We start from the raw sequence: 22,863 nt of genomic DNA on the forward strand, positions 1-22,863 counted from the left end.
CTCTGCAATCGCGCTCGCCGCACTCGTTATCTTTTGGCTATGAGTCCTGAGCCTAGCGCGCCACAAAGCCCGGTGTCATCTTAATACTGAACACCGGGTCATTTGGGTTCTATTGCGCGGTCTTGGGGTGGCCTTCTTGCGCAAACGTGGGGCGAGAGCGGTTTCAACACGGCCATTGTGCAAACGATCCTGATCTACGGCCTTGGTAGTGGCAGGTAATTTGGTATAATAATGTAATATCATATGATTGGATTGCACCTGATGATGACGAGGCAAGGCTGATGCTGCTGAGTTAGGCCTTGGGAAAAGCAATCATATCCAAAGATGAGAAAGGGGCGGCATCGGACCTGCGCGTCGGTTTTTATGAAGTTACTCAGTCGCCGACCGGAAGACAAAACAGACCATTCAAGTTCAGGTATCTCATTTTCACCTGAACGGTAAAAACACACAGGGGACCAATTAAATCATGCGCAAAGTGATAATTTCGGCTGCTACCACGAGCCTTTTGGCAACAGCAAGTTACGCTCAAACCGGACGTGAAAACCCCACCGCTGACTATGCGCTGATAAATGGATCGGTTCACACAATGGACGATGCCGGTACCGTCGTCGAAGCCATTGGTATCGAAGATGGAGAAATCGTTTACGTCGGCAATGCCGGCGGCCTTAAGGAAGTGATAGGCATCGGAACAAAGGTAATTGATCTCGATGGTGCCATGGTCATTCCCGGTTTCGTCGAAGGTCATATTCACGTTTTTGCCGGTGGGCTGATCATGAACGGAGTAGACCTTCAATCCGATGACAGCGACGAAATTTTCGAGCGCCTGCGGGCTTACACCGCCGAAACCGACGACGAGGTCGTAATGGGATACGGCGTTCGGTTTACGCCCTGGTCTGACGGGAACCCTACTGCCGCTATGCTAGATGAAATCGAAAGCGAGCGCCCGATGTTTCTCTGGGCCATAGATGGTCACAAGGCTTGGGTAAATTCCAAGGCTCTGGAAATGGCGGGCATTGACAAAGACACACCCGACACAGTTCCCGGATATTCCTATTTTGAGCGAGACAGCGATGGAAATCCGACAGGTTGGATCGTCGAGATCCCGGCACAGATGCAGGTTCTATCCGGTGTGATTAACATTACACCTGACTATATGGTGGAGGGCGTCAAGGAATGGATCCCTCGATTTGCCGCATCCGGGATTACCACTATGCAAGATCTTGGATTTCAAGGCATCGGTCAGGACGAGGGTTTTCGGATTGTAGAAGAGCTTGTCAAAGATGGCTCGATGCCCTTCCGCGTTCGCGGGGTTTATTACTGGAATGACGGAAATGTTGATCCCGTGGCCGAAATTCAGGCCCTGACAGCTGAGTTTACTTACGAAAATGCCAAACCGCTTAAGATAAAGATCAATGTGGATGGTGGAGACGACAGCGACAGCGCACTTTACGTTGATGGTTACGCCGATAATCCAAACACCAACCCGGATCCGATTATACCACGTGATGTGATCATTGATGCGGTAGTACGTGCCGACGCGTTGGGTATTGATTCCGTATGCCATTGCTTTGGCGACGGAGCGGTACGAATAATGCTCGATGCTGTTGAGGCTGCGATCCAAACCAACCCTGAACGTGACCGCCGGTTCGCCGTCGCGCACGGCAACTCAGTGCACCCCGATGATATTCCGCGATTTGGTGAACTTGGCGTGTTTTGGAACAGCTCAGGCGCCTGGATGAGCTATGATCCGAACCTGCAATTAGTTTCCGACGTCAAGCTGGGTACGGAAAGGGTTCAGGAAATGTTCCCGATGAAGCAAATCGCAGAAGCAGGTGGCAAGGTCGTTCTGGGTGCTGACTGGCCCGTTTCAGGGTGGATTTCGGAGTACAGACCGCTAGTTGCGATCGAGACCGCAGTGACCAGAACCATAGATGGGCGCAAAGACGTACCACCTTTAGGGGGCGAGGGTGCTGGTGTCAGTGTGGACACCGCGTTGCGGGCTTCAACAATCTACCCTGCCCTCGAACTCCGGATGGAAGATTTGATCGGCAGTCTCGAAATGGGCAAACGGGCCGATTTGGTCGTCTTGGCGGAAAATTTGTATGATATCGATCCTAACGATATATCAGAGGTCGAGGTGCTCTACACCATCATGGACGGCAAGGTTACGTGGGATCATACCAAGCAGTAACCGGACTCTGGAACGCAAAACCAAAGCCGAAAGGGGATTTACCATGAAGTACTCTCTGAAAGCCTTGCTAGCTTCGGGTTTGATGCTTGGAATGGCGGGGCAGTCGAGTGCATGCGGCAATCCATTGCAATGGGCCATGCTGTTTGAGCGCCACCCAGAGGCCAAAGTGGCTTTCATGGCGGATATGGCGGCGCGCAAGACAGGTCTTGTTCAGGCCAGACCTTACCTGAAGAGACCAGGCATTTCCTATCACTCCTGGTCCGTTAAGTCCCTAAACAGACTCGCGCAGGAAATGGCGCCGACGGTTGCTGCCAATTTGAAGGATGGTGGAACGCTTACTGTCCTTCTTGCAATCGAAGTCGCAGCTATCCGCTTTTACAGTGATGACCGCGCGCCCGATATCCTAACCGCCGCTGAACTCAAAACGATTTCGGATTACAATGTCACGACGACCGTAAACGTCCTGTATTCTGGCTGGCGGCACGCCCTCAATTTTGACTCAATGGTGGAAAACGATCTCTTGATCGTCTCGCAGTTACAGGCCGGTGACACCCTTATCGGGGTTTTCAGCGGAATATCGAAGGCGTCTTTCGAGCCCAGAAATTAGGTCATGTCGCATTTTTTACGGGAAGCCGCATTAATTTTACATTACCCACGGCGTTATTAAGGTGTGGGCGCCGGGGTTTTGTTGCAAAGATTTGAGCCCGTTGAGTTGTTTCAGAAATCGCTTGTGAGTCAGGTGGCGAGCTCGGCGAACTGCTGAAATGGGCGGAGTCCGGGCGTGATTTGACCCTTGCGGATCATATGCGCCACTTCTATTCCGTCGAGCGTTGCCGCCGCTGAAGCAAAGGCCTTGAACCCCAGCATTGGCCGCGTGCGTCTCTTGATGAAACGGTGGTCCTGTTCCACGACCCAGAAATCCTTCTCAACGATTGCCTTGGAAATGCCAAGCTTTGCGGCCGTTTCCTGAAACGCTTCTTCACGGTTCTTTGGAGTATCGTTGGCAAACTGGTCCAAGATCAGACCCATGCCACGATTTGCTGCACTACCGGGTGCATCCAGGCCGGAACATATCTACTTTGTCTTGCGAGCAATGCGCGGTCCTTAACATCCAGATTGCGGGCCAGCGTGTCGACAACACGGCTATCCACCCGGTTTTTGCCAACATAGCGTAACGCCTGAAATACGGCGCCGGTTTTCTGGCCTGCACCAACTAGCGTTTTGGATGATGCATTCCGGAACTGGATGACTTGTCGACCAACTGTCTTGGTGCGGGTCGGGCCGTCGGTCATGTAAGTCGGCTTGGACGGCACTTGGGTCGACAGCCCCAACTGGTTGGCTGCCATGGCAGGGGAGGGCTGTAGAACCTGATTGTCTTTGCGTGCAATCGCTTTGGCAATGTCATCGGCTGACGGAGACAACAGCCCTAATCGGGCGCTCTTTCTCGGATAGTCATAAAGCCCACGCGTTAACCGTCGGATCATCCCTTGATCCGCCAAACGCGACAATGCCTGATCCACACTTGCGCGGGAGCCAATATCCAGAAAGTCGGTTGGCGCAAAGATTGAGCCCCGGCCTTTTCCGATGATGCGTTGTCTAATCGATGAAGTGATCATAGTTTTCTCCTTGTCAGAAAATATAATACTTTTTTCTGACTTACAAGTTAGCAGAGTATCTGGGTGATTTTGTAAGTTAGGCGGGAAGCAGACCTTCGCTGCACCGTTCGTCGAGGTCCGCAGAATGGCGATAAGCAGGCGTTGGTTAGGCTCGGAGACGGCTTATGAGGTGCGCCAAGCGTGATGTCAGTGGTAGAACGGCTGGATCCAAGCATTTCAAAACCAAACTTTTTGCACCCTTGTTAATCAAAAGAGATAGGGTGAGGCTTCAAGTGGTGTAGCTGCATTCGGAGGATCGTATTTTGAGCCTCGTCTACCTGTGGGCATTTCTCGTCACGCTTGCGCAGGTGTCTTTAGCCTTCGGAGTCACTGTGCATGCTGTTCTGAGAAAGCGCGATACACGCGCGGCCATTGGCTGGTCAGCCCTTGCTTGGCTTGCGCCGTTTGTTGGCTCGTTGGCGTACATCATACTGGGCGTCAATCGGATCAACCGGGCTGGTACACGGATGGGCCTGTCAGACACCATGCGCCGAATTCCAGGTTTCTCTCTCTCGGAAAGTGAGAGAGTGTTGTTTGAAGAGGCTAATATCCAACTACCTCACTTGGCCGGATTAGCCCGTGCCGGGGAAGCTCTTAGCGCAAAGCCACTCTTGCCGGGAAACACGGTCGATTGCCTGCGAGATGGTGATGAGGCCTTTCCGGAGATGATCGCGGCCATAGATAGTGCCAAATTATCGGTTGGATTGTTGAGCTATATTTTTGACAGCGACCGAGCAGGAGAAGAATTCTTGAATGCGCTCGTCCGCGCCAAGGATCGCGGCGTGGTATTGCGCGTTCTTATCGACTGCGTTGGCGCGCGCTACAGCAAAGAAAATATGGTTACTCGTTTGGAAGAGGTGGGCATTGAAGCCGCGAGTTTTCTTCCTACGAGCGGGTTCTCCTCACGCCGCTTTTCAAACCTCAGAAATCACAGAAAAATCCTTGTTGTGGATGGCTGCATTGGCTTCACAGGCGGCACCAATATTCGTGAAGCGCATTGCCTGAACCTCGATCCTGAGGCGCCGACACAATGCCTGCACTTCAAATTCGAGGGGCCGGTTGTAAGCCACTTCAAACAAGTGTTTGTCACGGACTGGGCCTTCACCACGGGTGAACAGTTGAGCGGCCCGGCATGGTTTCCAGAGCTTACCCGCCATGGCACGGTCTGGTCGCGGGGGATTTCGCACGGACCAGACGAGGATTTCGAGACGCTCAGCAAACTCATTTTCGCAGCGCTGTCGGCCGCGCGGGAACGGGTGCGTATCGTCAGCCCATATTTTCTACCGGATTCTCGGCTGATAGAAGCGCTTTCAGTGGCGGCGCTCCGTGGCATCAAGGTCGAAATCTACCTGCCATCCAACAACAACGTTAAGGTTGTCGAGTGGGCAGCTTTGGGGCAGATCGGGCAAATTTTGGAACATGGTTGCCGGGTTTTCTTCATCAAGCCACCGTTCGATCATACGAAACTCATGCTCGTGGACGACGTTTGGGCTCTTGTTGGAAGCACAAATTGGGATCCCAGAAGCCTGCGATTGAATTTTGAGTTCAACGTTGAATGTTATCACCGAGAGCTGTCGGAAGAACTCCATGCCATACTTGACTCAAAAGCACTTGGCGCTCGGGAAATTGGCCTGGAAGAGATCAATGATCTCCCGCTATTGACCAAATTGCGCAACGGTTTCGCCCGGCTACTTTCCCCCTACCTGTAGGATGCACAACTTAGACTCAGGCCCGAATTTCCCGAAGGCTCAAGAAACTTGACTGCCATGACCCTGGTTGCCGCTCAATGGGATCGTGCTGTCTGTTTTTCAGAGGCAGACGACGGCCCAATGGCGCCTCAAGTGCACGGGGGTTGGTTCTGTCCGCCGCAAGCGTTAGCGCCAATTTGCGCACCAGCAGCGGCTCCTACCAGAGTTGCAGCTGTTCTCCCACTACCGGAACCGATTTGGTTCCCCACCGCCGCGCCAACAAGTGCTCCAGAGGCCGCATTCACGCCTTGATTATTTGTGCAAGCGGCAAGACTTGCCCCACAAAAAATCAACACCACAGTTGCCCTAACAATTCCTTTCATAGGATCCTCCGTTTGCTACATGTGTCCCAACCATTCGTGCGCTCGGACAAATGGTTCTATTTCACAGCCAAATGGACGTCAGATACGATGCCGTGGTAGAAGACGACTTCGATTGCATCCCCCTGATCCATTTGCCAGCGTTCAATTTTGCCGATTTCAGAAAATTCCAATATACTTTCGCGAGCGAAACCATTGCGTTGCAACCAGTTTGTGGCCGACGCATCGCGGCTTCCCACAAGGTTTTTGCGCACAAATTCTGTACCGGACACGTCTGAGGAACCGGTTTTGCCAAGCTCCCGGCAATTACCCGCGACCCAGCCCCAATCCTCCGTAAAAACCATGACTTCTGAATCGTTTTTCGGTGCGCCACCAGACTTATCCACAAGTATTACTTCGGCAACATCCAGAAAGGTGCCTGTAAAAACAGGGTAACCCTCGGTATTGGTCGCGTAGTAGTTAAGCGTCGAAACCCGCGTCTCGCCTTGCGGCCCCGTCCAGATTACATGCAGAAACCGGCCGTCGAGCGCATCCGTGGTAAAGGTCCAATTGTCGGAAGCATCCCCGCCGCAGCTTGTCTGAACACCAGTCCCGCTGTTCCCCCACGACGGCCCGGAGAAAGCAATAAGCGAAAGCGCCAAAGTCGCCGCCGCAACCAGAAACTTGTTTTTTAAGTCAGCGTCTATCACGACGGCACCTACCTACTGAAAGTCGAAAGGGTCACGGGTAGTTGAGCATGCCACAGACTGCCCCCTGCAGTCAGATCGGTCAAGCGCGCGGTCTGGTAGCGCTCATTTTGGTATCCGAAACGCATTTAAAGCTTGGCCCAAACTGAAAATTGCGAAGGGTTTTTCAGTTGTGCAAAACGGAAGCCTAAACTTCACCTTGTCTTTTTCGCGGTGTTGAAAAGTTGCGCCAACAAGCTCGCGTGGCTATCATCTGGATATGGAATTTATTGTGGGCGGCATAGTTACGGTTGTTCTGGTGATTTGGGGCGCGGCCTCATTTTGGCGAGCGCCCTCAAAGGACCAAAAAAACGAAAAAGACAAAAAGTAGCGGCATCGTTTGCAGGCACTTTGAGCACGCCTCTTGGGATGCATCATCATCCAATGCACCAAATAAACGTATTCGCCGACTTTATGGATAGCGTTGCAGCGACGACAGGGTGAACATTGCCCCCTTTCTCAATAGACATTACCCATCGAATACTCGCGACCAGGTCTCCTGATCCAAAAGCGAAACGAGTTGGTCACGTGAATCGAGTACCGCGCTTATCGCTCGATCTCTTTCCCGATCCAGTTCATTAAAAATGGCTCTTGTGGACGATGCCGATGCTGATTTGTCCGTGGAACCGAGAATGGCTTTGTCCGCAGCGCCTTCGACCGCGGCACGGAACCGATCAACGGCAACCTCCAAGTCGCTCACAATTTTCAAAGCCGCGGTCCGGACATCGCTGTCTGCGGGCGAAATAGCCTTATCCAAGTCGGTTCTCAGCGTATTGGGCTCCAGAAATGATGGTGTCAAATCAGACGATCCATCCAACAAGAAAGTGACCGCGGTTATCGTCGCAATTACTGGCATCTCACAACTCCAAACTGGTTCCCGAGGCGACTATGTCTGCCTTTTCGTACAGAATTTCAGCAACTTCCGGCCAGTACTCTTCCGGGATTGCCGCCTGCAATTGCCCCTGCAATACCAGCAGGTTATCGCGTTGCGAACGGCGTTCGGTGTCATATCTGTCTGAAACAGCTATCAATTCGGCACGTGATACCGAACGGTTGGCGGACAACCGGTTGAACTCTTCAATAAAGGCCGCGTGCGCCTGGATCATCTGTGTTGAATTCGCCTCAATCTCCCGGGCGATCTGAACCAGATCTGAGCCATCATCAGAAGGTATCCGTTCCAACGCAGCTGCAAGCTCAGAATTTATGTCGCTGATCGCACTACTGCGGTCGAACGGGGCGCAACTTGAGATGCAACAAAGACAAGCAGCAGCAGCCAGGTTAATAAAATCTCGCCTCGACAAAGAGGCGTTGCAGGTAACTGCCATCGTGTCTCCCCCTGATCTATGATCCACCTATTTTTAAATCGCGTCCTTTGTTGCTGGGCTCACTTATGACGGCCCAATCGTCAGAAAATACTCAGGTATTCAATACATCCGCGAGCCGTGCTGGATGTTGAGCCATGCAAGACTGCCTAAATCTTAATCGTAGCACAATGACACTTAAATGTTAGGATGTGAGGCAGTGCTTTTCAGACAGCTTGATCAAAAGGGGGAAATTCGATGGCACCTAATCGGCGCGACTTCATGAAAACTGTTCCTGCAATTGGGGCCGCCTTTGCGGTAAGTCCTACTTTTTTGTCGGAAGAAGCAGCAGCACAAACCACGTCGACAGCCGCGCCATTAGAAGGCCACTTTCACCCTAAAGGAAAAGCACCGTCCGAGCACACGCTCAAAATCCTGGCCGAAGCGAAAGAAACACTGCCTTTCTCAGACACTCAGGACTTTGACGAAGTTGCCAAGGGTTTCATTGCCCAGATGCCGGAACCTCAGATCATGGCAGACGCGGGCAATGTCGCCTGGGACCGGGGCGCATTTGATTTCATCGACGAGCAAGACGAGTACGACAGTATCCACCCGTCATTGATGCGTATCAGCAAGCTGAATCAGAACTATGGTCTGTACGAGGTAATACCCGGCATCTATCAGGTGCGCGGGTTTGATTTGTCCGACATCTCATTCGTGCGCGGTAAAACGGGTTGGATCGCCATTGACCCGCTGGTTTCGGCCGAAACGGCGCGAGCCGCATGGGAATTGTTCTCGGAACACAAAGGCGAAGGGTTGCCGATTACGGCCGTGATCTATTCTCATTCCCACGGCGATCATTGGGCAGGCGTTCGTGGCATCGTTTCGCAGGAGGACGTCGATTCCGGGAATGTCGAAATCATTGCTCCGCGCGATTTCATGGAACACACAATTTCCGAGAACGTGTTCGCGGGCAACGCAATGAACCGCCGGCTATTTTACCAATATGGTCTGTTGTTGCCTGTGGCCCCGCATGGGTTCGTCAATCAGGGTCTCGGCAAGCGCGTTTCAGCAGGTGCCACTGGCCTGATCGCGCCAACCCGGATTGTGGAGGACGACATCGAAGAATTCGAGGTCGATGGCGTGCGGATGATCTTCCAGAACACACCTAACACTGAAGCGCCGTCTGAGATGAATACTTACATCCCAGACATGAAGGCCCTGTGGATGGCGGAAAACGTGACAGCCACGTTGCACAACATCTATACATTGCGTGGCGCGCCAGTGCGCGATGCCCTTCGATGGTCAAAGTACATCTCTCGTGCCCTGTTCCTGTTCGGGCAAGAGGCAGACGTCATGTTCGCTTCGCACCATTGGCCGCGCTGGGGCAATGACCGCGTGCAGCAGGTTCTGAGAGATCAGCGCGACCTTTATGCCCATATGAATAACCAGACCCTGCATCTGGCCAATCAGGGCGTGACGATTAACCAGATACATCACCACTATGAACCGTCACAGGGTTTGCAGCAGACATGGCATACACGTGGCTATCACGGCTCACCTCAGCACAATTCGCGCGGCGTTGTGCAGCGGTTCCTTGGTTTCTGGGATTGCAACCCAGCGACCCTGATACCGTTAGAACCCGAAGCTTCTGCTCCGCTCTACGTCGAGATGATGGGCGGAAAGGATCCAATTATGGCCAAGGGTTTGGAACTGCACAATGCAGGGCAATATTTCGAAGCGTCCGAGATTCTGAACAAACTGTTCCTGTCGGATCCATCAGATCAGGAAGTAAAAGATTTGTTAGCAGACGTTTACGAACAGCTTGGCTACCAGCAAGAGAACCCGGGCCTGCGGAACAGCTTCCTGTCCGGTGCCTATGAACTTCGTTCTGGCATCCCCACCGGTGAAACGGCCGACACGTCCAGCCCAGAGGTGATACGCGCGATGTCGACTGAGCTGTTCCTTGATTTCCTTGCGATCAAGATGGACAGCCGCAAGGCCGAAGGCATCGAGTTTACGATGAACCTAAGCACACCCGACAATGGTGAGATGTTTGCGATCGAGCTGGCCAAGGCAACACTCACAAATGTCGAAGGTTTCGCCTTCGATGAGCCAGATCTGACTCTAACCTTGAACCGATCCGATTTGGAACTTGTGATGACCGGAGAGGCTGATTTCGAGGACTTGCTGGCCGACGGTCGCGCAACGGCTGATGGTGACGTCAGCGTTCTGATCAAACTCGCTGGAGCCATGGTTGAGTTCGATCCTCTGTTCGAAGTTTTGCCTGGGACAAGTACCGGTCCAACCGAGGTAGCAGAGGCCGAGCCGTTGCAGGCGGTGACTGGTCAGGTCGTTATCGAATGATGTTTTGCGCGGGTCCCTTCGGACCCGCGTTACCCACTTTTACACTCCAATACGATTTTAACGATGTAATCCAAATCACCCGAAGAGACTCCAATGGCTGATCTTGTTGTTCTTTCATTTGATGGTGTCGACAGTGCAGATGCTGTTTTGACAAAACTACGACAGCTCAAAAAACAGGAATTGATCGACCTGCTGGACGCCTGCGTCGTTGTGCGACCCGAAGAGGGAGACATACACATTAAGCAGTCAGTGAACATGACCCGAATTGGCGCCAGTACGGGCCTGAGCACCGGTGCAATAGTTGGTATGTTGGCCGGTATTCTTGTTCTCAACCCACTCGCCGGCATGGCAGTGGGAGGTTTGGCCGGGGCGGCAATGGGAGCGCTTGGAGGGTCCCTTTCCGATTACGGCATCAATGATGATTTCATCAAAGAACTGGGCGAGACCATCCAACCAAATTCATCGGCTCTGTTTCTGCTTGTCGCCAAGGCCACACCGGACAAAGTGATCGCCGAGATCGAACAATACGACCCGAAGATACTTCAGACGTCCCTATCGCAGGAACAAGAAGACAAACTCCGCGAAGCGCTCGCCGCTGCGCATAGCCAGTGATTTTTGATAGAGATCGGTCGCCAAGCCAAAGTGTGGACGACCTTCTTCAAATCATAGGGTTTAGGTTGGGAGCACTGCAATATGGTAGGCGAATCCGCTAATTGGCATGGGGAAAACACCGGGCGCGTCGCAGATGCGCTCGTCAAGCTTGGCCAGATCGGTTTCTGGGTTCAGCTGGTTTTTTTGATCATTGTCGTTGTACTGGGCGGCGTTGTCCTTGGCGTTGTCGGAGGTGGCGCAGGCGTGGGCAACGTGTTGTCCTTCTTGGGTTTGATCCTGCCCGCTTTCACCACATTTTGGTGTTGGCATTATTTGTCTTTGGGACGAAAGCTGAAAGAGACTGGAGATGACCCCTCAGCCGCCCGGCTTCAAAGTCGCGTGTGGATCGGCGTTTGGGTCGGAACGATCGGCGCTGTTCTGACAATTGTTTCATTGTTTGGAGCAGCTTTTGCGCTTCTGGTCACAATGCTGGCCAACCCTCAAGTTGGCTTGCAGATATCCGCAGCTGAAACCGGTGCCAGCCCCTACACGATTTCGGCGGTTGATGCAGTAAGCATCATGACCCTACTCTTAACGCTGACCGCTGAGTTGCTTGTTGTGGCGATTTCTTTGCGTATCGTTTTCCTGATCTCTCGTTCTCTGGGCGGAAAAGACGCCTGAATAGGCAATGCACTTGCTTTCGCGAAACCTTACCGAATTCCAGAGTAGGGCATATAGTCGTGCTATGAGCCACCCAAAAACCGCTTGAACACGACCGAGGCCGGTAAAGCCATACAAACCCCGATCAGCGCAAAAAGCAGGATTGTTGGAATTGCCGGGTAAGACAATTCTGACTGTTCAGCAATATAGAGAGACAATCCTATGTTCCTCGCAATTGTTGCGATGGCAAGGCCCGCTCTTTTCGATCTGACCGGGCCCCCAAGCGTGTAGCCACTCGCTAACGCGACGGCACAAAGTATGACGACCGAAAACGCAGTGGTCCACCCAATTGCAAGTGATTGCCGTAGGTCTGGCAAAAGCGCCAGCGCAGCCAAAAGAGCGGCAAGGAACAAGAGATAAAGTCCCTTGGACACAATCGCCACCACCTTGTTGTGGCGATTTCGCAATCGCGGTACCGCGCGCGCCGATGCCCATCCAAGCACTGCCGGTAGAAAAGTCACCAGCCCGACCTGAGCGGCCACAGTACCCAACGAAACAGGAGTAGCCGCGACCTGGGGCAGATGACTAAATAAGAACAGCGCAAACGGCGTAAAAACCACTGCCAACAGAGCAAGAAGCAACTGCAATGACCCAACATAGTTGAAATCGGCGGCTGCGGCTTCGGACCGGCGCGTTGTGAGAGGCGCACCGGGTGCAGCGGCCAAGATGGCCAAACCCAGAGCAACCTCAGGACGCACGGGAAGCAAAATAATTAGAACGAGTGTTGCCAAAGGCATCACGACGAGAACTGAAATCAGGGAACGAAACAAAAGCGAAGTATCGGACAACAGCGCACGAATGCTTCCAACCTCTTGCCGGGTTCCCAGCCCATACATCTGAGCAAAAACGACAACACCTGTAAAAATCAACACGACTTCGGGCATCTATTTACGTCCTTCTGATCCCGAAATGCTGGATGACTGACTGCGTTTCGCATCGATCCAAATACGGGACTGTTCCATGGCATCATTCAGCGCCGCCCCGATTTCAGGTTGCTCCTCAAAGATGCTCTCTTGCGATAATCGCTTCAGCAGTCCGGTTCGTTTCAATTGCCCTTGCAACTTGTTGTTCACACCGGTCAAAACCAGCTTGCTGTCGTGATGTTCAAGCTCTTTAGAGTATCGGCTTAGCAATCGAATGATCGTGCTTCCCAAGTCGTCAACGTCACGAAGCACCAATAATACCACTGAATGGCGTCCCGTATCTGCTTCGGGCAACTGAGCTTCAAGAGCCTGCGCCGACGCAAAGAACAGTTCTCCGCGAATGCGAAGAACCGTAATTTCGCCTTCCTCAAGAGCGGACGCACCAGGCCGCTCTATTGGGAAGCCCCCTTCGACCAAGGAGATCTGCCGAACTTCGATCTGGTTAGCGGAGCGCAGAATTTGAAGAACGAAAGAGATTGCGATGCCCAACAGGATTGCAAACTGCAGCGGCAATAACAGCGTTGCCACCAGCGTCGCAGTAAAACCAGCACGGGCCATCGTTCCGGTCCGCCAAATGACAGCAATAGACTTGGGTTGGACATTCTGCACGCCCACCACGAACAAAAGCCCACCCAGACCGGCCATCGGAACAAGTTTGACCATGTCCACGAACAAAAAGACGATCAATACCACTGTTACGCCCGCAAAGATGTTTGACCAGCGCGAACACGCTCCGGCCTGAACACTGACAGCCGTTCCCGACATTGACCCACCTGAAGGGATCGAACCAAACACGCTTGCTGTGAGATTGGCTGCGCCTTGGCCGACGAAATCACGCGAAGTATCTGGAAACCGCCCATCGGGGTTCGGATAGCTTTGACCAACACCGGCGCCCTGTACCAACCCGATCACTGCGATGGCAATGGCGGGCAAGATCAGTTCTGGAAAGTAGCTTAAGTCCGGCAGCATTGGCGTGGGCAAGCTTCGGGGAATGATCGCGACATCTTTCACCAGCACGATCGAGCCGCCTTGAAACAGCGTGGCCAACCCGGTTGTCGCACCCAGAGCAAGGATCAGCGAGAACTTACTTAATCGCGTTTGCTGGATCAGAAAAATAAGGACAATTGTGGCCACGCCGATAGTAACCGAAGCGGTATCGAAACTACGCCAGTTCAATGCGGTATCGGAAAGGCGCAACAAATGATTTGGCTGTGCGCTCTCAAACCGAGTGATATCAGGAATAGAGCCAAGAATGATCAGAGCTGCAATCCCGGTAATAAATCCTGTCATCACCGAGTTGGATACATATCGGACCAGCCGCCCCATACGCAGCAGCCCAAAAATCAACTGCACCATCCCAATCATCATAACCAGGCCGATCAATGCGCCGATCTTTCTATCGTCCTCAACCCCATACAATGCCTCACCGACGGCGACCGATAGTGCGCCAGTCGTTGATACATTCATAAAAACGGAACTGGTGAAGATTGCGCCGACGGGCATGGCGACCATTAGCGCGTAAAGACCAGCGACAGGGTTGACGGTCGCAAGAACAGCATTGGCCATTCCTTGCGGAACGTTGACGATTGCGAACGTGGCACCTGCGACAAGATCCGAAACCACGTTCCTGCGATCAATCTTCAACCCGTCAAGCATGCGGCCGCGATCCAGTATATTTTGGGTATTTGGCGCGGGAGCACCACATCACTCAGGCACCACGCCCTTCAGTTCTTCCGCGTCATAGGGGTCGTGTTCAATGGATTGTTCATCACTGGCGCGTGTGCCCGGAAAGACTTCGTATTTTGGGTCGAAATCCACCAGCAGACTGGCCAGTGTTTTCAGAATGGAAGGGTCACCCGTGATCTGCGCGGACCCTTCGGCAATGTGTTGTTCAAAACTCTTCTCTCCGGCCAGAGTTTCTTCCAGCTTTGCGCGGTCAATCGCCAGCGTCAGGTCAGCAGTTTCAGCCTGATACCCCTTTGTGTTCGTTAACGTCGCGTTTTCCAGTTCGACAATAAATTCCTCTCCATTATCCGGAGTTCTCAGATTGATCGTAAACCTCAGCCCCTTAGCTTTTTCGCTATCGAGCCGGATTCCGAGGAAGTTCAGAAACAGCTCAGTCGACATGGCGCGCATAACGTCAGGATTGGTTGTTTTGACGGCCTGCCCGGAAGGGATACCGGATCGCAATTCAAAAGCGCCCGCCAAGAATGAGTTGCGAAGCCCAGGGTTTTCCTGCTGATAACCGATTTGCTCGAAGGCATCCGCGAGAAGATCACGAGCGACTTCGTTTTCGGGTTCGGCAAGCGCAACCTTGTTCAGAATTTCAGCAACCATCAAATAGTCACCAGCGTCGTACATTTCGCGGCAATTGGCGACAATTGCCTCGGCCCCGCCCATCATTCGGACGTAAACCGGCGCTGAGTTTTCCGGTGAAGGCGGAATCAGTGTTGCGGGATTACAGTCCCAAAATCCGAGGTATCGCTGGATTACACCACGGCTGTTATGCTCAGGTGAGCCATGGTAACCGCGAGCGTGCCAGTGTTTCTGAAGACCCTCGGGGACTTTGTAGACGTTATGGATTTGGTTGATTGTGACGCCGTTGTTTGCGTGATGAAGAACCTGATTGTTCATATTCGCGTAGATATCGCGCTGCGCCCGCAGCACCTCTTGAATCCTCGCATTTCCCCATCGCGGCCAGTGGTGCGCGGCGAACATAACTTCGGCCTCTTGACCAAATCGGTACAAGGCCTGCGCTATGTACTTTGACCAAACCAACGCGTCGCGTACTGGAGCGCCGCGAAGGGTATAGATATTGTGCAAGCAGTGGGTGACATTTTCGGCCATCCACAAAGCCTTCATGCCGGGAATGTAGGTGTTCATTTCCGACGGCGCCTCAGTATCCGGCGTGTTTTGGAAGACCATCGGAATGCCATCCACCTCGAATTCCTCATAGTCTTTTGAGACGATCCGCGTAGGGGCAATCAGTGTCACAGCGCCACGTGATGCAGCCTGCCCCAGACCCTGTGTGACATAGCCATGTGGATCAACGGGTAGTAGAATACCGTACTGGTAATAAGCCCTGCGATTCATAGCGTTACCAGCATAAACGTTTTCGGACACCGTATTGTCCATGAAGCCAACGGGAGCGATGATTTCAACTTTGCCGGCCGCCACATCTTCTTCCGATATGATACCCTTTATCCCGCCCCAATGATCCACATGATTGTGCGAGTAGATCACAGCGGTAATGGGAAGCTCTCCGCCAATATGTGATCGAAACAGTTCCAACCCGGCGCGTGCGGTTTCCGCTGACACCATCACGTCGAAAACGATCCAACCAGTTTTCCCGCGAACAAAAGACATCTGGGACAGATCGAAACCGCGGATTTGATAAATACCCTCGACGACCTCATATAGTCCGTAGTCCTGGTTCAGCTTTGCCTGACGAAACAGCGACGGGTGAATGCTTTCGTAGCTATCCGCCTCGTCAATGAAATCGAACTGCCCCATGTCCCACGCAACGTTGCCTGCATCCGCCATGATTTTAGGATGCTCCATTTTTGCGATCAGACCGCGTTCGCATTCGTCGAAGTCGCGGGTATCGTCGAAAGGCAAGGCATCGTGTGCGGCCTCCAGAACGGATTTGGTGTGCTGTGACGGAGGATTGCCTTTGGCATGAAAATGTGGCCGTTCGCTGGGCATGATCAAATTGCTCCTGATTGTAATGAGAGATTCCTGAACAGAACCGATCCGTGAAGGTTGGATAGTTTATTCGCTTTGGGTTGCATCACCGCCGACGGGAGCGATCCGGGTCGGGCCCTCTGAACGAGTGAATAGATAGACCATGAACAGGACAAAAAGGATTGCGACAAAGCCTACGACGCCGGCCATACCAAAAAGCGGTGCCCGATGCCGTTCATTCTTGTCGTTTGGATCGGTGTTGTTTGACGACATGTTGATCTTCCCCCCGAATGATCATTGTTTCCAAATCCCCGATTGCACCGCGTGATAGGTCGCACGGACACAACACGTGCCGATGCAAAGACTGGCACTCGGCAACAAAAAGATAATGTATTCTATATGTAAGAATATCATTATGCTTAGGTTTTGTCGGACCCAATAAGGGTTTATGTGGGTCGGGCAAATGCCGACACACCAATGGAGCGGGCGGAATTGGCCTTGGCGGAGCTGAAACGCCTTGGTGCATTTGAACGAAAGATCCTGATTGTTACAAGCCCCACCGGAACCGGTTGGATGGATCCGGGATCGCATGATCCCGTCGAATACATGCACAACGGTGATATAGCGACCGTAAGCGTCCAGTATTCCTATATGCAATCACCACTTGCTTTGGTTCTTGAAACCCGCACTGGCCTGGATCAGGCGACCGCTCTTATGGAAGTTGTGCATGACTATTGGCGAACCCTCCCGAAAGAAGACCGCCCCAGGTTATATGCGCACGGACTAAGTCTCGGGGCCTGGTCGTCGATGTATGCAACCAACCTGTTTCGTCTGGTTGGTGATCCTATCGACGGAGCGTTCTGGGCGGGGCCGCCATTTCCTTCAGACTTTTGGCAGCGTGTGCAGAATTCCCGACAACCGGGCAGCCCTTGGGTTTTGCCTACAATTGGTGATGGTTCGATTGTTCGCTACGCTTCCCACTTTGCGGATGCGTCTGAGGCTGCGGCTGATTGGGGCCAGATGCGAATTGTCTTCTTGCAGTATTCAAGTGATCCAATTGTCTTTTACGATCCGTTTTCCTTCTGGCGCGCTCCTCCATGGATGAAAGAACCGCCCGCGGAAGATGTTTCAGAACACCTTACATTTATACCGGTTGTGACCAAGTTTCAGTTGGCGCTCGATATGGCATTATCTTTCGGGACACCACCTGGACATGGGCATGCCTAGGGTGAATTCCAAATCCGGATTGCTGGACCCAAAACAATTGAGATTGCAGAAAAATTACGTCGCTTTCAGCCTCTTAGGTCGAAAACAGCGCAGCGCCATCTGTGCATCTTGGCAAAATTTAGTACCAATCAAGAATGGTGTACAGAATGCTGGAAGTTCATTCGATTCCCGGTGCATTTACCGCGCGGGAATGTGAGCAAATTGTTGCTGCATCACAAAAAGCCCCGGCAAACGAGGCTCTGCTTGTTGGGCAGAACAAGGATCATAATCTGCGCAGAGCGGATGTGACTTGGCTGGACGACGTCGAAGGCTCTGATTGGGTGATGTCACGCCTGATCAATGTTGTCCGTCGCTCCAACACCGACAAGTTTGGCTTCGATCTGAGCGAGTTCGCCGAAAGTCCGCAGATTGCCTGCTATAAAGCATCAGATGGTGGTCATTTTGCGTGGCATTCCGATATCGGCGACGGGTCAGTCGCCCGAAAAAGAAAGCTGTCGCTGGTCGTTCAACTCAGCAAACCCGGGATGTACGACGGCGGTGACTTGGAGATTATGCCGGGTGCGTATGCTGTAACGGCCAGCCGGTATCAAGGGAGCGCGACCATCTTTCCAAGCTTTTTGTTGCATCAAGTGACACCGGTTGAGAATGGTGATCGGTATTCGTTGACGGTCTGGGCACATGGCCCGGCGTTTCGGTGATGATTTTCGTACTCGTTTGACTAAGAGTCCGAGACTACAAGGCTAACGATTCCTTTCGTGTATAAAACAGAGTCGAAAGAGTTAGGCTTGCCTTTAACATTCTCGCTTAAATGGCATTTTTTGTAGTCCAACGCCTCTGCTTAATCCTGGAATTCCGCACGGTACTGACGCCTGAGTTGCTTTGGTCACTCAATGGCTGGCCTCTATTATGTATCCGTCGGTAAGCGACTGGCGACTGATTTCTCATGGGCTAAGTTTGGCAGGCTCACCATATCAGCAGCAACTTTACCAGCTTCCATTGAAGTACTTTCGACTGATATGCGTGTCTGACCCAGCCGGGGGTGCAGCTTACGAGCCAGAACCCACGTCCAAAGCAAACCTGCACCACCCGCGGCGAACACACCAGAGAGCGGTGCCACGAGAAGAACCAGCCAGGCGGCACCAGGTGTAATAATACCCGAAACATCGCGAAAGCTCGCGTAAATTGCTGACATCTCAGTTCGTTCGGAAGGTTTGACTGCGAGGAGGAACGGCAAACCTGCGGAAACATCGAGCAAGATCAGGAAAATCGAGCCCATCATTAAGAACGCGATTGTGACTTCAGGGATTCCGAATGGAACTCCAGCAAATAGAAATAGCAGCCCGGACATGAGGAATCCGGTTCTGACTACTGTGCGCACCGAACTGCGCTGCATAAACCGAAGCATCAGCGGGGTGCAAAACAGGGCGGCATTGGAAATCGACAAAGCAATCCCTCCTAGTTGGCTGCCTAGCCCGTTCTGAACCGCATAGATGGGCAGGTATACGACATAAATCCACCACCCGCAGGAACGAACGACTGCGAATACCCATCCGGCAACCAATCGTGGTTGCGCAAAAAACCTCCCGAAATAGGCGAACGGATTTGCGGGAGTGCTTTGACTTTTGGTGATGAGCCTGCCGTTTCCGAGGCGCATAACAAGAAAGATGAGCAGCATGACAATCGCCGCACCGGCTGCAATCAGGAACGGCGCAGGTTGCCACCATTCGTACAATATCGCGCCTAGCGCAGGGCCAGCCGTCCAACCCAGCGCACTGTAGAAAAGCCGGGATGTCTCAAAACGTCCCAGTTCAATCCTGGCAACATGGTCGAGTACATAGGCGTTGAAGCACACAAATGTCGTCACAACGGCGAAAGTCGTGAGTGCGAGCCCCGCAATAACGGCGGCAGGCGTCGCAACGGTCGTCATAACCGCACCCGCGACGTACGAAAGAGTGCCGAATACATAGACCAATCTCCTTGGGACAAACCGGATCAGGTAGGGAACCAGAAGACCGATCAAGAGTGAAACTGCGCCAATGGCGAAATAAATTTCGGATACAAATCGCGCATCCTTCAGCGCGTTGTATATCGCTACCGGAAAGACAGAAATCAAAATACCCCTGGCAATCGCCTCCGTTCCCGCCAGAATGGCGAATCCCTGCACGCTGGGTGCTGGCGCATGGCGAAGCCATTCTGGTATTCGGCGTTCGTGCATGAGAAGTGCTCAATGGACTGGGAATCAGTCAAACCTGTTTCCTCATTTTTTCTCTCCTGGCAGCGACCCGATGTCGTTTTTGCTAATCGTGTAAGTTATAAAAATTCCATAACTGAATTTCGTTTTTTCTTTTTGGGAACCCGCTTCGCTGGCGTTCAATTTTCAACGCTGATTACAGCGAAGGGATTGCTTGAACTCGGGCTGGATTTTCGAATGGAGCATTGCGACCATCAATTTGGAAAAGAATGCTGGCAGGGCGGTCAGCATTTCAGCGGGTTGGTCGGTGGTTGCAGCGCCATAAACGAAACGAGGCCGCCCGAAGGCGACCCCGTCCATATGCACTAAGGCTTAGACAGCTTACATCATGCCACCCATACCGCCCATGTCGGGCATGCCGCCGGCGGCAGGTGCGTCTTTCTGCGGCTTGTCTGCAACCATCGCTTCGGTGGTAACCAGCAGGCCAGCAACCGATGCCGCGTCTTCCAGAGCGGTACGGACAACTTTGGCCGGGTCGATCACGCCGAACGAGAACATGTCGCCATATTCTTCCGACTGAGCGTTGAAACCAAAGGCTGCGTCCGAGGATTCGCGAACCTTGCCAGCAACAACCGCGCCGTCGACACCTGCGTTCTCGGCGATCTGGCGCAGCGGCGCTTCGATTGCCTTACGAACGATGTTGATGCCTGCGTTCTGGTCAGCATTTGCGCCTTCCAGAGTTTCCAGTGCTTTGCCGGCCTGAACCAGAGCAACACCACCGCCGACAACAACGCCTTCCTGAACGGCTGCGCGCGTTGCGTTCAGAGCATCGTCCACACGGTCTTTACGCTCTTTCACTTCAACTTCGGTCATGCCGCCGACGCGGATCACAGCAACACCGCCTGCCAGTTTGGCAACGCGCTCTTGCAGTTTCTCACGGTCGTAGTCCGACGAAGTTTCTTCGATCTGAGTGCGGATCTGAGCAACACGTGCTTCGATCTCGGCTTTCTCGCCAGCACCGTCGACGATGGTGGTTTCGTCTTTGGTGATTTCGATTTTCTTGGCGGTGCCCAGCATGTCCATGGTGACGGACTCGAGCTTCATGCCCAGATCTTCGCTGATGACCTGACCGCCGGTCAGGATTGCGATGTCCTGCAGCATGGCTTTGCGGCGATCGCCGAAGCCCGGTGCTTTGACAGCAGCAATTTTCAGGCCGCCGCGCAGTTTGTTGACAACCAGAGTTGCCAGCGCTTCGCCTTCAACGTCTTCCGCGATGATCAGCAGCGGTTTTTGCGACTGGATCACCTGCTCGAGCAGCGGAACCATCGGCTGCAGCGAAGACAGTTTCTTTTCGTGCAGCAGGATCATGCAGTCGTCGAGTTCTGCAATCATCTTGTCTGCGTTGGTGACGAAGTAAGGCGACAGGTAGCCACGGTCGAACTGCATACCTTCGACAACATCGGTCTCGGTTTCCAGACCTTTGTTTTCTTCGACGGTGATAACGCCTTCGTTGCCAACTTTCTGCATCGCGTCTGCGATCTGCTGGCCGATTTCGGCTTCGCCGTTGGCCGAGATGGTGCCAACCTGAGCCACTTCCGCCGAGTCTTTGACTTCACGCGACGCGTCTTTGATGCCTGCAACGACTTTGGCAGTTGCCAGGTCGATGCCGCGCTTCAGGTCCATCGGGTTCAGGCCAGCTGCAACCTGCTTCAGACCTTCGCGAACGATGGCTTGGGCCAGAACGGTTGCAGTGGTGGTGCCGTCACCGGCTTCGTCATTGGTGCGGCTGGCGACTTCTTTCACCATCTGCGCGCCCATGTTTTCGAACTTGTCTTCCAGTTCGATTTCCTTGGCAACCGAGACACCGTCTTTGGTGATGCGCGGCGCGCCGAAGGATTTGTCCAGAACCACGTTGCGGCCTTTGGGGCCCAGCGTCACTTTAACGGCATCGGCCAGGATGTTCACACCTGCCAGCATGCGGTTACGGGCATCGGTGTCGAACTTGACGTCCTTTGCAGCCATGTCGTTTCTCCTTGAGAAATAAGTTGGGAATGAAGATCAGAGAAAGCGCGCGGCTTACTCGATGATCCCCATGATGTCGCTTTCTTTCATCATCAGCAGCTCTTCGCCATCGACCTGAACCTCGGTGCCCGACCATTTGCCGAACAGGATCTTGTCGCCAGCTTTTACAGCCATTGCGATCAGCTCGCCGCTGTCCTTGCGTGCGCCTTCGCCGGTCGCGACGACTTCGCCTTCGCTGGGCTTTTCTTTTGCGCTGTCAGGAATGATCAGGCCGCCTGCAGTTTTCTCTTCGCTTTCGGTACGGCGAACCAGCACACGGTCATGAAGCGGTTTCAATGCCATCTTTGCAGCTCCTTGGGCTCAAAGTTGTTAATCCTCCCCTCGCCGGATGGCGGGGCGTTAGCACTCAGGGTATGCGAGTGATAACGACGCATAGCTAGGGAGTTCAAATCCCCGAGTCAACAAGCCGTGAAGGTTTTTTTGACGTGGGGTCCTATTCCGGCTGCTCCCAACTGTAAGCCCAGTGCTTCAGCCCTTCCTGCCCGGCTTCGGTCAGGCAATAGACGCCCTTTTCTACTTTGTCGAACCAGCCATAGTGATTGTCACGCATCAGGCGGGTGGCTTCAGAAACACCGGTGGCCTTGGCGACCTCGGCCCCCTTGGTGGCACCCTGTTCGGCAAGATGGGCAGCACATCTCAAAGCATCCTGACGGTAGGCAGTAACGATCCCATGCCGCGTGGCGCCCCCGGCGTTAGGGTCGCCTTCCAACCGATCAAATTCGCGCAACAACCGAGCAGCCTTGGCCTTGTTTTTGCGCGGAGCATAAGGGCCGGGGTCGCACTGAACCTCGACTGCACCATCCGCGCGGACAGTGATCAGGCCCAACCCCAAACGTCGGCACAGCGCAATATTGTCCTTCAAAGCACGTCGTGCTGTGCGCCCTGTCGGTTTGCTTACCGCGATATAGACCTGATCCGTTACTTTCAGCCGGGTGATGGCCTGATGGAACAACGCCAATGAAAAGCGCAGCTTCAACTCGACTATCACCGGCTCCTCGCTATCACGAACGGCTACGATATCAGCCGCGCCAATCTCGCCTTTGACGGTGTAGCCCTGACGCTCTAACAGCGTTTTGATGGGGGGATAGAGGTCCTGCTCGCGGTTCATCCTGACATGCTAGGCGTTTTGCTGTGGAAT

22 protein-coding genes and 1 pseudogene are annotated in these 22,863 nt (G+C 53.3%); 9 read left to right on the forward strand and 14 right to left on the reverse strand.

Annotated features, from left to right (window positions below; all coding sequences use genetic code 11):
* The first annotated feature begins 466 nt into the window (after nucleotides 1–466).
* Together GOX73_RS16755 and GOX73_RS16760 are read left to right on the forward strand one after the other, a co-directional pair.
* Nucleotides 467–2,191, forward strand: a complete 1,725-nt coding sequence (locus GOX73_RS16755) for an amidohydrolase (RefSeq protein ID WP_171127193.1) — start codon at nucleotides 467–469, stop codon at nucleotides 2,189–2,191.
* Between the two features lie 43 nt (nucleotides 2,192–2,234).
* Nucleotides 2,235–2,798 carry a hypothetical protein gene (locus tag GOX73_RS16760; protein WP_171127192.1) on the forward strand — a complete coding sequence of 188 codons (564 nt, stop codon included), beginning with the start codon at nucleotides 2,235–2,237 and terminating at the stop codon, nucleotides 2,796–2,798.
* A gap of 128 nt (nucleotides 2,799–2,926) precedes the next feature.
* Here the strand turns inward: GOX73_RS16760 and GOX73_RS16765 are convergent.
* Nucleotides 2,927–3,103: pseudogene (locus GOX73_RS16765) on the reverse strand (DDE-type integrase/transposase/recombinase); the annotation flags it as partial.
* Between the two features lie 107 nt (nucleotides 3,104–3,210).
* Nucleotides 3,211–3,807: a DUF6088 family protein gene (locus GOX73_RS16770; protein WP_171127191.1), complete on the reverse strand. Its 597-nt coding sequence runs from the start codon at nucleotides 3,805–3,807 to the stop codon at nucleotides 3,211–3,213.
* 302 nt (nucleotides 3,808–4,109) lie between these two features.
* On the opposite strand from GOX73_RS16770, the gene GOX73_RS16775 reads away from it, so the two are divergent.
* Nucleotides 4,110–5,555 (forward strand): phospholipase D-like domain-containing protein, encoded by a 1,446-nt coding sequence (locus GOX73_RS16775; protein WP_171127190.1) that lies wholly within the window; start codon nucleotides 4,110–4,112, stop codon nucleotides 5,553–5,555.
* A 128-nt stretch (nucleotides 5,556–5,683) separates the two neighbouring features.
* On the opposite strand, the gene GOX73_RS20960 is transcribed toward GOX73_RS16775, so the two are convergent.
* The 4 genes from GOX73_RS20960 to GOX73_RS16795 all read right to left on the reverse strand — a co-directional run bounded on the left by GOX73_RS20960 (nucleotide 5,684) and on the right by GOX73_RS16795 (nucleotide 7,964).
* Nucleotides 5,684–5,917, reverse strand: coding sequence for a glycine zipper 2TM domain-containing protein (locus GOX73_RS20960; RefSeq protein ID WP_170516990.1), 234 nt, complete (start codon nucleotides 5,915–5,917; stop codon nucleotides 5,684–5,686).
* A gap of 56 nt (nucleotides 5,918–5,973) precedes the next feature.
* A complete protein-coding gene (locus GOX73_RS16785; protein WP_171127189.1) occupies nucleotides 5,974–6,603 on the reverse strand; it encodes a hypothetical protein in 630 nt (209 codons plus the stop codon).
* 505 nt (nucleotides 6,604–7,108) lie between these two features.
* Nucleotides 7,109–7,495 carry a hypothetical protein gene (locus tag GOX73_RS16790; protein ID WP_170621347.1) on the reverse strand — a complete coding sequence of 129 codons (387 nt, stop codon included), beginning with the start codon at nucleotides 7,493–7,495 and terminating at the stop codon, nucleotides 7,109–7,111.
* Nucleotide 7,496: 1 nt separating this feature from the next.
* Complete coding sequence (locus GOX73_RS16795) at nucleotides 7,497–7,964, reverse strand: hypothetical protein (RefSeq protein ID WP_170621345.1); 468 nt, start codon at nucleotides 7,962–7,964, stop codon at nucleotides 7,497–7,499.
* Nucleotides 7,965–8,198: 234 nt separating this feature from the next.
* Here GOX73_RS16795 and GOX73_RS16800 point away from each other — a divergent pair, with 234 nt between their 5' ends.
* The 3 genes from GOX73_RS16800 to GOX73_RS16810 all read left to right on the forward strand — a co-directional run bounded on the left by GOX73_RS16800 (nucleotide 8,199) and on the right by GOX73_RS16810 (nucleotide 11,579).
* Entirely contained in the window at nucleotides 8,199–10,307 is a 2,109-nt protein-coding gene (locus GOX73_RS16800; RefSeq protein WP_170676892.1) for an alkyl/aryl-sulfatase, read from the forward strand.
* Nucleotides 10,308–10,400: 93 nt separating this feature from the next.
* Nucleotides 10,401–10,919 (forward strand): DUF1269 domain-containing protein, encoded by a 519-nt coding sequence (locus tag GOX73_RS16805; protein ID WP_058284048.1) that lies wholly within the window; start codon nucleotides 10,401–10,403, stop codon nucleotides 10,917–10,919.
* Nucleotides 10,920–11,000: 81 nt separating this feature from the next.
* Nucleotides 11,001–11,579, forward strand: a complete 579-nt coding sequence (locus tag GOX73_RS16810; RefSeq protein ID WP_170621342.1) for a DUF3611 family protein — start codon at nucleotides 11,001–11,003, stop codon at nucleotides 11,577–11,579.
* A 62-nt stretch (nucleotides 11,580–11,641) separates the two neighbouring features.
* On the opposite strand, the gene GOX73_RS16815 is transcribed toward GOX73_RS16810, so the two are convergent.
* The 4 genes from GOX73_RS16815 to GOX73_RS16830 all read right to left on the reverse strand — a co-directional run bounded on the left by GOX73_RS16815 (nucleotide 11,642) and on the right by GOX73_RS16830 (nucleotide 16,498).
* Nucleotides 11,642–12,502 (reverse strand): hypothetical protein, encoded by an 861-nt coding sequence (locus GOX73_RS16815; RefSeq protein WP_171127187.1) that lies wholly within the window; start codon nucleotides 12,500–12,502, stop codon nucleotides 11,642–11,644.
* Nucleotides 12,503–14,197: a SulP family inorganic anion transporter gene (locus GOX73_RS16820; protein ID WP_171127186.1), complete on the reverse strand. Its 1,695-nt coding sequence runs from the start codon at nucleotides 14,195–14,197 to the stop codon at nucleotides 12,503–12,505. It lies immediately after the preceding gene.
* Nucleotides 14,198–14,245: 48 nt separating this feature from the next.
* The gene (locus GOX73_RS16825; protein ID WP_217351015.1) at nucleotides 14,246–16,246 is read right to left on the reverse strand and encodes an alkyl/aryl-sulfatase; all 2,001 of its coding nucleotides are present in this window, start codon (nucleotides 16,244–16,246) and stop codon (nucleotides 14,246–14,248) included.
* A gap of 66 nt (nucleotides 16,247–16,312) precedes the next feature.
* Nucleotides 16,313–16,498 (reverse strand): hypothetical protein, encoded by a 186-nt coding sequence (locus GOX73_RS16830; RefSeq protein WP_058284053.1) that lies wholly within the window; start codon nucleotides 16,496–16,498, stop codon nucleotides 16,313–16,315.
* 177 nt (nucleotides 16,499–16,675) lie between these two features.
* Here GOX73_RS16830 and GOX73_RS16835 point away from each other — a divergent pair, with 177 nt between their 5' ends.
* Together GOX73_RS16835 and GOX73_RS16840 are read left to right on the forward strand one after the other, a co-directional pair.
* Entirely contained in the window at nucleotides 16,676–17,452 is a 777-nt protein-coding gene (locus tag GOX73_RS16835) for an alpha/beta-hydrolase family protein (protein ID WP_371808659.1), read from the forward strand.
* A 146-nt stretch (nucleotides 17,453–17,598) separates the two neighbouring features.
* A complete protein-coding gene (locus tag GOX73_RS16840) occupies nucleotides 17,599–18,150 on the forward strand; it encodes a 2OG-Fe(II) oxygenase (protein ID WP_170621322.1) in 552 nt (183 codons plus the stop codon).
* A 206-nt stretch (nucleotides 18,151–18,356) separates the two neighbouring features.
* Here GOX73_RS16840 and GOX73_RS16845 read toward each other — a convergent pair whose 3' ends face one another.
* Complete coding sequence (locus GOX73_RS16845) at nucleotides 18,357–19,667, reverse strand: MFS transporter (protein ID WP_171127185.1); 1,311 nt, start codon at nucleotides 19,665–19,667, stop codon at nucleotides 18,357–18,359.
* A gap of 12 nt (nucleotides 19,668–19,679) precedes the next feature.
* On the opposite strand from GOX73_RS16845, the gene GOX73_RS16850 reads away from it, so the two are divergent.
* Entirely contained in the window at nucleotides 19,680–20,012 is a 333-nt protein-coding gene (locus tag GOX73_RS16850) for a hypothetical protein (protein ID WP_171135011.1), read from the forward strand.
* A gap of 12 nt (nucleotides 20,013–20,024) precedes the next feature.
* On the opposite strand, the gene groL is transcribed toward GOX73_RS16850, so the two are convergent.
* The 3 genes from groL to GOX73_RS16865 form a co-directional block, all read right to left on the reverse strand.
* The gene (groL, locus tag GOX73_RS16855; protein ID WP_171135012.1) at nucleotides 20,025–21,665 is read right to left on the reverse strand and encodes a chaperonin GroEL; all 1,641 of its coding nucleotides are present in this window, start codon (nucleotides 21,663–21,665) and stop codon (nucleotides 20,025–20,027) included.
* A gap of 54 nt (nucleotides 21,666–21,719) precedes the next feature.
* Complete coding sequence (groES, locus tag GOX73_RS16860; RefSeq protein ID WP_170352338.1) at nucleotides 21,720–22,007, reverse strand: co-chaperone GroES; 288 nt, start codon at nucleotides 22,005–22,007, stop codon at nucleotides 21,720–21,722.
* A 151-nt stretch (nucleotides 22,008–22,158) separates the two neighbouring features.
* On the reverse strand, nucleotides 22,159–22,833 hold the full coding sequence (locus GOX73_RS16865; protein ID WP_171135013.1) for a DUF2161 domain-containing phosphodiesterase: 675 nt from the start codon (nucleotides 22,831–22,833) through the stop codon (nucleotides 22,159–22,161).
* Nucleotides 22,834–22,863 lie beyond the last annotated feature (30 nt).

The sequence above is a fragment of the Ruegeria sp. HKCCD7221 genome (assembly GCF_013031225.1).
In the GTDB taxonomy this organism is placed as follows: Bacteria; Pseudomonadota; Alphaproteobacteria; order Rhodobacterales; family Rhodobacteraceae; genus Ruegeria.